This is a genomic window from Peribacillus sp. TH14 (assembly GCF_016651145.1).
Classification (GTDB): Bacteria; Bacillota; Bacilli; order Bacillales; family DSM-1321; genus Peribacillus; species Peribacillus butanolivorans.
The window spans coordinates 2,405,710-2,417,408 of sequence record NZ_JAEKEK010000001.1 but is presented as its reverse complement, the minus strand read 5'-3'; the positions used below and the strand labels follow the sequence as shown (position 1 = coordinate 2,417,408).

The window sequence follows — 11,699 nt, the reverse complement described above, 5'->3', positions numbered from 1 at the left end:
ATTGGGGTCAGACCCCATTTCCCAGATGCAAAAATGCATTACAAATACTTTTATATCAATGTTTTCCGTATTATTTTCAGGGGTCAGGCCCTATTTCCCAAGTTTATTCGCACCGCGAGATTCGATTGCGCGGGCATGAGCTTCGAGGCCTTCCATGCGGGCAAAGGCAGCGATTTTCTCCGCATTTTGACGGAAGGCGGTTTCGCTGTACATGATGATGCTGGACTTCTTTTGGAAATCATCCACATTCAGCGGGCTGGAAAAGCGGGCCGTCCCATTAGTAGGCAACACATGGTTTGGGCCTGCAAAATAATCACCGACTGGCTCCGAACTAAAGCGACCAATAAAGATGGCCCCTGCATGGCGAATTTTAGCCATTACTTCGAGTGAATTATATGTCACAATTTCTAAATGCTCTGGTGCCAGTTCATTGATGGCCCCAACAGCTTCCACCATATTTTCGCATACAACAATCCGTCCATAATCGTTAATGGATGCAGCTGCAATATCACGGCGTGGAAGTAACGCTACCTGCTTGTTCACTTCCGCTGACACTTCTTCAGCCAGCTCCATTGAAGTCGTCACCAGAACACTGCAAGCACGGGCATCATGCTCTGCCTGTGATAGCAAGTCCGCTGCCACTTCTGAAGCAATTGCGGAATCGTCAGCTAACACGGCTATTTCGCTAGGCCCGGCAATCATATCGATGGCAACGTCCCCGAATACTTCCCGCTTTGCTAACGCCACATAAATATTTCCTGGACCTACTATTTTATCAACTTTCACAATTGTTTCTGTCCCATAAGCAAGAGCCGCTATAGCCTGAGCGCCTCCAACCTTATAGATTTCTGTCACTCCTGCAATTTTCGCTGCAGCTAAAACCGCTGGCGTTAATTTTCCATCTTTTCCTGGAGGAGATACCATAACGATTCGTTCCACCCCTGCAGCTTTAGCCGGCATTGTGTTCATCAGTACAGATGAAGGGTATGCTGCTGTGCCACCTGGGACATACACTCCAACCGCATCAAGAGGTGTTAATTTTTGTCCAAGCATTGTTCCCGTATCATCAGTGGTAATCCATGAATTGCGAATTTGTTTCTCGTGAAACAATCGAATATTATCTGCCGCTTCTTGGATTATTGCAAGCTGCTCTACTGTTAATGCTGCTGTTGCTTCTTCAATTTCCTGTTCGGAAACGAGTAATTCCTCAAGACTTACACCATCAAAACGCTCAGTATAATTATGTAAAGCGACGTTTCCGCTTTTTCTTACATCATAAATAATATCCTGAACCGCTTTTCGTTGATCAGCCGTACCTGCATCAACAGAGCGCTTCAGTGAAATTCCTTCTGCTAACCGTTCAATTTTCATACGCTCACCTCATTAGCGATTCTTTTACTATTCTATAATTTCTGCTAAGCGATCCACAATTTCAGTAATCCTTGCTTCTTTTATCCTGTAGCTGACAGGGTTTGCCACCAACCTTGAAGTCACATCAGCAATTTTCGCATATTCAACAAGACCGTTTTCCTTCAACGTCTGTCCCGTTGAAACGATATCCACAATTCGTTCAGCTAAGCCAATTAAAGGAGCTAACTCAATAGATCCGTTCAATTTAATAATTTCGACTTGCTCTCCCTGTTCACGGAAATAACCAGAGGCTACATTTGGATATTTACTGGCTATTTTGGGCGCGATATCGCTAATTTTCGTACCAGGAAGACCAGCAACAGCTAAGTAGCAGGCACTGATTTTCAAATCAAGTAACTCATATACATCTCGTTCTTCCTCTAACATAACATCCTTACCTGCAATTCCAATGTCCGCTACACCGTGTTCCACATAGGTTACAACATCCATCGGTTTAGCTAAAATGAAACGTAGATTCTCCTCTTCTACTTCAAGAATTAATTTCCGGGAATCATCAAACTCAGGAGGTAGACGGAAACCGGCCTTTCTTAATAGCTCTGCCGCTTCTTCAAAGATTCTCCCTTTAGGCATCGCAATTGTTAAAAAGCTATTATTCATCTTTTCCATTCCCTCCATTCCCCACAAATAAATGCACTTCCGAAAATGTTCTAGTAAACGCATCAACATTTTGAACGACCGTGATATCTTGAATCGTCACCCGTTTTCCTTCAGATCTTTTTGATTTTGCAAAATCAAGTGCTTCCATTCTGCGTTCGGGAGTGAATAAAATACATTCCGGCGCAACAGGCTGCATAGGTTCCCCAAGTGCTTCAGCAAGACGATCCACACGGATGGCAAAACCCGTAGCAGAAGCATTCCAGCCGAATTTTTCAAGCAGGTTATCGTAGCGGCCACCATTACCGATTGGTGAACCTACTTGATCTGCATACACTTCAAATAAAGTTCCTGTGTAATAGCTCATATGGCTGACTAATGTTAAATCAAAGCTCACATATTGAGCCACGCCAAATTCTTTCAACTGCTCAGATAATTCCTTCAGTTCACCTAAAGAATCTTGTCCTTTGTTGTTTTCAACTAAATCCAAAGCTTTTGTCAGCGTGTCTTCACTACCTCTTAATGAAATAAACTCGATGAGCCTTTGTTTATCAATAGATGAAAGCGGCAGTGATTTTACATGCTCCCTAAAACCTACATAATTCTTCTCATATAAAAACTTCCTTAATACAGAGGCTCTTTCTTCCGTACCAAGAATGCTCACGAAAAATTCCTGTAAAAATCCGATATGACCAATGGAAACCTTAAATTCCTGAAGTCCGGATGCCTTTAAAACATCTGCCAGTAACGCAATCATTTCAGCGTCGGCACAGATGGACTTATTTCCGATACATTCAATACCTATCTGTTCGAATTCTGCTGGTCGGCCGCCTTCACGCTGCTGAGCGCGGTACACATTTGCTGAATAGGCAAGGCGAAGCGGTATTTGCTGTTTTAGCAGTTTGGATGCCGCAACTCGTGCAATAGGGGCTGTCATATCCGGTCGAAGTACAAGCGTATGGCCCTGAGAATCAAGCAGTTTAAACAACTGCTGATCCAAAATAGCTGAAGCTTCACCAATTGTTTCATAATATTCCAAAGTAGGCGTTTCAATAAATTGATAACCCCACTTCTTGATTTCATCACTCATTTTATTTCGGACCGAGGCTTTCGTTTCATACAGCACCGGCAGTGTATCTCTCATGCCTAACGGTTTCTCAAACATAAATGGCTTAGTCACGACTGCACATCCTTTTGAATAATGGTTACTTTATATATATTTCCAATCGGTCCGCCTTTAAGCAAAAACCAATGTCATTACAAGTACTCATTTTTGTATATACAATTATCTTTCCAAGATAAAACTCTTAAAACCCACTGGGCTAACATATAAAATAGTATCAAAAAAAATAACATAATCATATAAATACTCGAAATTATCTATTAAATCACTTTAGTTCGCTAATATGGTAACAAGATGAAGTTATTAATAGTTTACTCCTGCCCCTATCTCCCGTCAAGAAAAAGGTGCCTGACCTTATTTCCCAAAATAAATAACGGTTACTGATACTTACAGCAGCAAGGTTTTGGAATAAAAAGTAAAGGGTCAGATCCTATTTCCCAGACCCATATACCTATCTTCAGTCAATCTTTGTTGTTGATGTATACCTTTTGTTCAGGCTGTCTTATACTTTTTAGGAGATTGGTATTATTTTATTTTAGGGGGAAATGAGATTGAAGAGAATTTTTTCGTTTTTTGTTGCATGTGTCGTTCTTTTTTCGCTTGGTTTTAGCGGAACAAAGAGCTTTGCCGCAACTATGATTAACCAGGATGAGCTTAAAGCATATCTGACTGAAATAAGAATGACACAAGTTGAACTGGAAGATTATTTAGCATACTACGACTTGACATTAGATGAGTTAGAATCGGTAGCAGAGCTGCGTGATACGTTGGGACCGACTGTCACTCCAGAGACTTTACAGAATCTGCTTAATGAATATGAAATGACCGAAGAAGAACTTACGGACTTATTAATTGAATACGGCGAACTTGAAGAAGGAGAATCCATTATCGATACCTTCCACTTCATTTATGACATTGAAGATCTAATTAATTTAGAAATGGATTATGATGAGGAAGACATGGAATATGATGAGGAAGAGATGCTCGATTTAATGGATGGACTCTTTACTGAGATCGGTCTTACAGACGAAGAGCTTGAAAGATTCATGAATCACCTTTTACCCATCGTCGAGGACCCAGCTTTTGAAGATCGTCTAATGGCGATTTCCGATAGGATGGACCAATTCGAATATTTTGAAACAATTGATGAATTGTCTGCGGAACAAGTAGCGGAATTGCTTTCGATTTATAATGATTTGCAAAGCTTGCTACAAATTCAATTCAAATTTGCCTTAATACAGGACGGTGTCACCACAAACCTATCCCTTGAAGCATTATTCAAGCTTGATGAATTGACGAATGCTAGTTTACTAGTTTCAATCTATGATTTAAGCGGTAACCTTTTACTAGATTTTAAATTGACAGGTGAAATGATTGGTTCCAATTTAGTAAAAGAAACCGGTAATGACCTAAAACAGTCTACTGAGGTCATATCTAAAGTGGTGGATGTAAAATCTAAAGTGGTGAATGTAAAAAAAATAAAGAAGAAACCCACACATAAAACTGTAAAAGGCGGAGTGATGCCTAAAACAGCTGGCAATTACCTATTCGGTTCATTAATCGGTTTAATCATGATAGCCTTTGCATTTGGATTATTTAGAAAAGCGAGACTCGTTAAGTAAAATGAGCGAAAATAGGCATTCTAAGCACAAAAAAAGATGGTTGATTGCCACTGCGGCCTGCTTTTTGATCGTGGGTTTTTATTTTACAACGACGAACGCTTATACACTGTTAAAAGGATATGCCATATATAAATGGAATAAGTCTGAAACAACTGAGGCAACAGCTAAACACCCAGAAACAAAGGCTGATACTCCGGACGAGGATGAACTATATGATACACGACCGGAAACAGGTGATTTAATAGGTGAGCTTTATATTCCAAAGCTTGAGGCAACACTTCCGATCTACCATGGAACGAATGAAGATGAACTTGAAAAGGGTGTCGGTCATTTCGCTGAGTCGGTCCTACCAGGTGAGATGGATAATTCCGTTTTATCTGGACATCGAGATACCATTTTCAGAAAGCTTGGTGAAGTTGGAAAAGGTGACTTGCTTATTACCAAAACAGAAGCTGGCACGTTTACCTATAAAGTGAGGAAGGTCCGTATCGTTGATGCTGATGACCGTACGGTAATTGTTCCCAAGCCTAAATCCACACTTACTGTAACAACCTGCTACCCATTCTCATATATTGGTAATGCACCTGAAAGGTATGTACTGATCGCTGATTTACTTAAATCGGAAATAGACAATTAAAAATGAGGGCTGCATGCTTTTGCAGCCCTCTCTCCATAAAAAAAGGGTAGGAGGACAAATTCAAAATGGATAAAAAAGCTCAGGATAAGTTTTTTCAAATATTAAAAAATACGTATGATACTACAACTAACGAAGAGAATATATCGATTGACGAATTCATCGGCCAAATAAAGAATGAATTGACTTCACTATACCCCAAATTACATTAAAAAGGACTTGCCACATAGAATGGTAAGTCCTTATTTTCATAAAGAAGTTTGCTGTTCCCGATTCAGCATTTCCTCTTTTGTATAAATGATTTTCATTGGATTTCCTCCGACAAAAGCTCCCTCGGGAACATCTTTATGGACTAGTGTACCAGCAGAGACAATCGATCCATTTCCAATTGTAAGTCCTGGGAGAATAGTTGAGTTGGCTCCAATCAATACTTCGTCTCCAATCACGACTTCTCCTAACCGATATTCATTAATTAAATATTCATGAGCAAGAATCGTCGTATTATAGCCGATGACAGTATTTTTCCCCACAGATATTTTTTCTGGAAACATCACATCCGGCATGACCATCAAGGCGAATGAAGTATGCTTTCCAACTTTCATATGTAAAAAAGTCCTGTAAAGCCAATTCTTCATGCCTAAAAACGGTGTATAACGCGCTAACTGAATCACCACAAAGTTCTTCACGACTTTCCAGAATGGTACGGTCTTATACACATGCCAAAGTGAATTAGCCCCTTCTACCGGATAGCGGGTCGTGCGTCTCATTTTCTAACCTCTGTATGCTTTTCAATCTCTATGATATTCAGTAAGTCAGCCATTTGCTCTAGCATATAGTCAGGATGATAGCTTTCTAAAAATTCACGTCCTCTAATCGACCACGCGACCCCCGCTGTTTTGGTACCAGTATTTTTCCCACCAAGAATATCATGATAACTGTCTCCAACCATGATTGCCTCTTCAGGAACCGAACCGAGTTGGTTTAACGCTTTTACCAGCGGCTCTGGATCCGGCTTGGCTTTTTCCACATCATCCAGAGTGACCACGACTTCAAAGAATTGGTCAAGTTTGCTTAAACGCAGACCTTTTTCGACGACATCACGTCTCTTCGTCGTAACGACCGCCAATTTATAGCCACTCTGCATCAAAGTTTGAATTGTTTCAAACACACCGTCATACTGTGTCACAAGTAAATCATGATTCTTCCAATTGTGCTCCCGATAGAAAGCGATCATTTCATCTATACGTTCCGGATCTATAGACGAAAACGTATCAACCAAAGTCGGGCCGATAAATGGAATAATATCCTCCCGCTTGAACTGTCCCGGACAATAATGATCTAAAGTTTTTGTAAAAGAGTCGATAATCAATTCAATAGTATTGATTAACGTTCCATCAAGGTCAAATAATAATGTAGTTATGTTACTGTTCATATACGGCTTCCTTCCTCTGCACACTGTCAGTCCGATTCCAAATATAAGCGACCACCATAGTAAGCACAATAGCGGTGATTAATCTGATAAGTAATAACGGCAAAACCGGAATCCCCAGTGGAATAAAAATTAGTGTATCCTCTATAACAGCATGACAAGCAACTAAAAAGATAAATGCAATCGTCATATCCTTCTTCGAGACATTATCTTCTTTCGCTGCTTGAATCATTACACCTGCCCCATATGCAAGACCAAGCGTCAACCCTGTTACAAATGGCATAGAGGCATTTGGCTTCATCCCTAAAACTCTCATAAAAGGAGCAAGAGCTTTTGAGAAAGCTTCTAGCCATTTTAAATCTTTCATGATTTGAACGGCGACCATAAGCGGGATAACGATAACCGCCAGTTGGGCTATTCCGGAAAGAGCTTGCATAACCCCATGTAAAAGGATGGCACCAACCCCTGTAATCTCGGCTGTCTCCCGGATAGCAATTCCTTGTGCCATTTCCGATCCGCCCTGCCAAACGAGATTGATGACAACCGCAGACAAAAGCGCCAGTCCAATCCGTACAGTTAAAATGATCCACAACTTGACACCAGTTTTCATCGCCACACCTGATTCAATTAATAAATTATGTGAAAAAGATAACATCATTGCGATAATAAATACCTCTTTCACAGTCAGGTCTAGCGTTAATATGCCTGCAATCGCTGCATATAAGTTCAAAAAATTCCCTAGAACAAGCGGGATTGCTGCGTCACCAGGAAGGCCGATGAGATTCATCAATGGTGCTATCAAGTTAATGATCCATGGCAATACAGGTGTATATTGAAGCACGGTAACAATCAACGTAACTGGAAAAATCACTTTTCCCAATGACCAAGTTGTATTCAAGCCAGAAAGGAGCCCCTTTTTAACTGAATCTACTATCACTATGCCCTCTCCCTTTACACATTTTCTCTAAGCATCTAAATATCTTTTCTCGGCATATCCACGGACCCTTCTAAAGATCACTAATGCAATAGCAACAGCGATTAACACAATGGAAATCACTTGTGCGATACGTAGTGACTCCGTTAACATCAAGCTATCTGTCCTTAGTCCTTCAATGTAAAAACGGCCAATAGAATACCAGAATACATACGTTAAAAATAGCTCGCCCCTACGCAGGTTCACTTTACGTAAACTTAGAAGAATAATTACACCGATAATATTCCAAAGCGATTCGTACAAAAAGGTTGGATGATAATACGTTCCATTTATGTACATTTGGTTAATAATGAATTCAGGCAGATGCATATTTTCCAAGAACGATCTTGTTATTTCTCCTCCATGCGCTTCCTGATTCATAAAATTACCCCAACGGCCAATTGCTTGACCTAACAATAAACTCGGTGCAGCGATATCAGCCAACTTCCAGAACGAGACTTTCTTCACCTTAGCAAAGACTATCGCGGTCAGTACCGAACCGATTAACGCACCGTGGATTGCAATTCCACCATTCCATATCTTAATGATATCCCCAGGATTTTGTGAATAGTACTCCCACTGGAAGATGACATAATAAATACGTGCACTAATAATCGCAATTGGAACAGCAAACAATATCATATCTGTAAATATTTCTTTATCAAGACCTCTGCGCTCAGATTCCCTTAAAGCAATAATAAGACCTAGTAACACTCCGAAACCGATAATTAGACCATACCAATGTATCTGGATTGGCCCGAGATCAATTGCAATCGGATTCAGCGGCTGTATAGCTTGTTCCATTTCGTCCCCTCTTTTCCTATATACCTATTCATTAAAATTCATCATGATCCGGTTCTGCAATTGCATGATTCAAACGATCTGAAAATTGTTCTGCAGCATTTACTCCCATCCGTTTTAGACGATAGTTCATGGCTGCCACTTCAATAATAACAGCTAAATTTCGTCCGGGGCGGACAGGTACAGTTATTTTCGTAACTTCCGTATCAATTATTTTCATTTTTTCTTCATCAAGACCAACTCGGTCATATTGCTTATTTTTTTCCCATAGTTCAAGATTAATGACTATCGAGATTTTTTTATTGCTCCGGACAGCACCAGCCCCAAATAGCGTCATTACATTAATGATTCCTAACCCTCGGATTTCAAGAAGATGTTCAATTAAATCAGGAGCATTCCCGACTAACGTATCCTGATCTTCCTGACGGATTTCTACACAGTCATCTGCAACAAGTCGATGGCCCCGTTTCACTAATTCAAGCGCTGTCTCACTTTTACCGACCCCGCTTTTTCCAGTAATCAATACACCTAAGCCATAGATATCTACTAATACACCATGAACGGCTGTAGTTGGTGCTAGTCTACTTTCAAGGAAGTTGGTCAGACGGCTGTACAACCTTGTAGTCTTCATATTAGATCTCATCACAGGAACGGACTCCCGCTCAGATGCTTCAATCAACTCTATTGGCACTTCCTGACCACGCGTAATGATAATGCCTGGTGTAAAGTCCCTACATAGTTCTTCCATCCTCTGTATTCGATCCGGCTCATTCAGTCGATTAAAAAACGACATCTCCGTCATACCTAAGAGCTGTACTCGATCCGCAGGATAATAATCAAAAAAACCAGCTATTTCAAGTCCTGGACGAGATAAGTCACTAGTGACAATTGGGCGATTAATTCCTTCTTCTCCGCTGATAAGTTCTAGACCGAATGCTTCAACTATATCTTTTGTACGGACTTTTGCCATATATCTTTCCTCCTTTTGGAGCGATACTATTTTTAGCGATACTTTTTCTATTTTAGCATTTTTCTGTTAATAACCAAACAAAGCATTATCGATTTATTCTTTTTTTCTGATGAACATGCTACTTTTTATTCCACTCGTTTGATTATAATAATGGATAAAGTATTTTTGGAAAGGAAAGAATTACATGAAAATCATTATTGATGCAGGGCATGGGTATAATACTCCCGGCAAACAATCTCCTGAGGGTATGAAGGAATATGAATTCAATAGGGAAACGGCTGAATTTACGAAGTTCTATTTAGAAAAATCAAAAGCAGTCACCGTTCATTTTGTTCATGAAGACGGGCGAGATGTTCCACTTAAGGAACGTATAAACAGAGCCATTTCACTCGGAGCTGACTTATATATCTCCATTCATGCAAACGCCTTTGGTTCTGGAAGTTGGCATGAGGCAAATGGAATTGAAACGTTCATTTATCTCTCGAGACCGAAAGAGTCACTTTCCATAGCTGAAAAGGTCCAAAGCGAACTTGTTAAAGCTACTCAGTTAAAAAATAGAGGGGTAAAAACCGCCAATTTCCAGGTTTTACGCGAAACAAGATGTCCGGCCATTTTAGTCGAATGCGGGTTTATGACCAATCAAAAAGAAGCATCTCTTTTAAAAACTACGGCGTACCGGAAAAAATGCGGAGAATCTATTGCTAAAAGCATCCTCGCATACTATAACCTCCAAGCTGATGTAAACCCCATTATGTATAAAGTTCAAATAGGTGCCTTTACAGAAAAGAAAAATGCAGAGGCTCTTGTCAAAAGGTTAGCCAAAGATGGTTACAAAGCAATCATTAGCGTACAAAAATAAATGAAAGCCCCCCAATTTGAACTGGTGGGCTTTCATTTTCACTAGGAAACTGTTATCGCTGCAGTCTTGGTTTCTGCAAATACATGAAGCACAGGAACTTCCTCTTTAGCAGTCTTAAACTTAAGGACCTTTTGAACCACATCACTCTTTTCTTCGATGATGGTCATCCCTTCCAAGCTTACGTTAAAACCTCCTAAATTAGATTTCAACTCTCCCTCGATTGCCTTTCCTGGCGGCAGGATCAGCTGGACTTTTCCGGTAATCGATTTAGCATGTATAGAGTCGCAATCTAGCTCGGAGTTTTTGCAGACAATTTCACCATTAAAAGTTTGCACATCTATTTTTTTGAAATAACCATCCGCATTAATAGCACCGTTTAAGGTTTCAGCTTCCAAGTCATTATAATTTGTATCTGAAATGGTGATCGTTCCATTACCTGTTTCGAGCTCGCACGACTCACCATTACCCTGTAAAATATGAATCGCACCATTGGCTGTTTTTGCTTTGAGTTTATTGGATTCCAATGATTCGGCGGTTATAGCACCGTTAAACAACCTTACCTGAATGTCCTCATATTCCTTCCGAGGAATGTACAAAACCGCATCGACTTTAATGGATTTTTCGAAAACCTTAAACCTCATTTTCCCTTCTTCAATCGAGAAGTGAACATCCTCTAAAAAGTTTTTTCTCGCTTCTTCGATATCCTCCACCCTGTATACCTTTGCCTGACATTCAACCCGTACATCCTTATGATCCCAAGTAGCAATTTTTATTTTCCCATTGGCTATATCTATATCGACTCCATTCAGAACCTCATAATCATGCTGGAAAATATGACTGACATCAACTGATTTTCCAAAGTTGAAATCAAGATCGGTTTCTTTAATCTTCTTAAAAGCACTTTCAACAAAATCAATAATCTTTTCCTTTGATGACTGAATATTCTTCTTGAACGTGTCCTGAGTATTGTCCTCGCTTTTCTTATCCACGACTACGGTTGATAATTCATTTTGTAGTTTCTGCTCTTTCGCTTCACTTTCCTGACTAGCTTTTTCTAAGTCTTCCAAAAGACTCATTGCTTCTACCGCAGTCAACTTTCCATCTTGAATCATCTCTAAAATTTTCTTTCTTTCTTCCTGCATGAACATTCCTCGCTTTCTTAAATCATTTTATTCATACATACGCCTAGAAATCTAAAAAGTTTCATAAATACACTAATTCCCATTTCTCGACAAGGTGCTGCGACAATTTTCGAAAAGAGCA

13 protein-coding genes are annotated in these 11,699 nt (G+C 40.0%); 4 read left to right on the top strand and 9 right to left on the bottom strand.

The window, feature by feature from the left end; genetic code table 11:
- Positions 1–90: 90 nt before the first annotated feature.
- The 3 genes from hisD to JFU50_RS11630 are packed head-to-tail and all read right to left on the bottom strand — an operon-like array spanning position 91 to position 3,205.
- Entirely contained in the window at positions 91–1,371 is a 1,281-nt protein-coding gene (hisD, locus tag JFU50_RS11640) for a histidinol dehydrogenase (RefSeq protein ID WP_201187330.1), read from the bottom strand.
- A gap of 27 nt (positions 1,372–1,398) precedes the next feature.
- A complete protein-coding gene (gene hisG / locus JFU50_RS11635; RefSeq protein WP_201225062.1) occupies positions 1,399–2,028 on the bottom strand; it encodes an ATP phosphoribosyltransferase in 630 nt (209 codons plus the stop codon).
- Complete coding sequence (locus JFU50_RS11630; RefSeq protein ID WP_201222662.1) at positions 2,021–3,205, bottom strand: ATP phosphoribosyltransferase regulatory subunit; 1,185 nt, start codon at positions 3,203–3,205, stop codon at positions 2,021–2,023. The genes hisG and JFU50_RS11630 overlap by 8 nt, the downstream gene beginning before the upstream one ends.
- Positions 3,206–3,699: 494 nt before the next feature.
- Between JFU50_RS11630 and JFU50_RS11625 the strand changes: the two genes are divergently transcribed.
- The 3 genes from JFU50_RS11625 (at position 3,700) to JFU50_RS11615 (ending at position 5,616) form a co-directional block, all read left to right on the top strand.
- Positions 3,700–4,770 carry a processed acidic surface protein gene (locus JFU50_RS11625; protein ID WP_201222660.1) on the top strand — a complete coding sequence of 357 codons (1,071 nt, stop codon included), beginning with the start codon at positions 3,700–3,702 and terminating at the stop codon, positions 4,768–4,770.
- A gap of 1 nt (position 4,771) precedes the next feature.
- Positions 4,772–5,407, top strand: coding sequence for a class D sortase (locus tag JFU50_RS11620; protein ID WP_056524485.1), 636 nt, complete (start codon positions 4,772–4,774; stop codon positions 5,405–5,407).
- A 65-nt stretch (positions 5,408–5,472) separates the two neighbouring features.
- Entirely contained in the window at positions 5,473–5,616 is a 144-nt protein-coding gene (locus JFU50_RS11615; RefSeq protein ID WP_201222658.1) for a hypothetical protein, read from the top strand.
- A gap of 36 nt (positions 5,617–5,652) precedes the next feature.
- Here JFU50_RS11615 and JFU50_RS11610 read toward each other — a convergent pair whose 3' ends face one another.
- The 5 genes from JFU50_RS11610 to hprK are packed head-to-tail and all read right to left on the bottom strand — an operon-like array spanning position 5,653 to position 9,577.
- Entirely contained in the window at positions 5,653–6,171 is a 519-nt protein-coding gene (locus JFU50_RS11610) for an acyltransferase (RefSeq protein ID WP_056524482.1), read from the bottom strand.
- Positions 6,168–6,836, bottom strand: a complete 669-nt coding sequence (ppaX, locus tag JFU50_RS11605; RefSeq protein WP_201187341.1) for a pyrophosphatase PpaX — start codon at positions 6,834–6,836, stop codon at positions 6,168–6,170. The genes JFU50_RS11610 and ppaX overlap by 4 nt, the downstream gene beginning before the upstream one ends.
- Positions 6,826–7,770: a nucleoside recognition domain-containing protein gene (locus JFU50_RS11600; protein WP_057215882.1), complete on the bottom strand. Its 945-nt coding sequence runs from the start codon at positions 7,768–7,770 to the stop codon at positions 6,826–6,828. Before JFU50_RS11600 ends, ppaX begins: the two co-directional genes overlap by 11 nt.
- A gap of 27 nt (positions 7,771–7,797) precedes the next feature.
- Complete coding sequence (gene lgt / locus JFU50_RS11595; protein WP_201187345.1) at positions 7,798–8,610, bottom strand: prolipoprotein diacylglyceryl transferase; 813 nt, start codon at positions 8,608–8,610, stop codon at positions 7,798–7,800.
- Positions 8,611–8,641: 31 nt separating this feature from the next.
- Positions 8,642–9,577 (bottom strand): HPr(Ser) kinase/phosphatase, encoded by a 936-nt coding sequence (hprK, locus tag JFU50_RS11590; RefSeq protein WP_201187347.1) that lies wholly within the window; start codon positions 9,575–9,577, stop codon positions 8,642–8,644.
- A gap of 184 nt (positions 9,578–9,761) precedes the next feature.
- On the opposite strand from hprK, the gene JFU50_RS11585 reads away from it, so the two are divergent.
- Positions 9,762–10,436, top strand: a complete 675-nt coding sequence (locus JFU50_RS11585; protein ID WP_201187349.1) for an N-acetylmuramoyl-L-alanine amidase — start codon at positions 9,762–9,764, stop codon at positions 10,434–10,436.
- Positions 10,437–10,477: 41 nt separating this feature from the next.
- Here JFU50_RS11585 and JFU50_RS11580 read toward each other — a convergent pair whose 3' ends face one another.
- Positions 10,478–11,578 (bottom strand): DUF4097 family beta strand repeat-containing protein, encoded by a 1,101-nt coding sequence (locus JFU50_RS11580; protein ID WP_057216271.1) that lies wholly within the window; start codon positions 11,576–11,578, stop codon positions 10,478–10,480.
- Positions 11,579–11,699 lie beyond the last annotated feature (121 nt).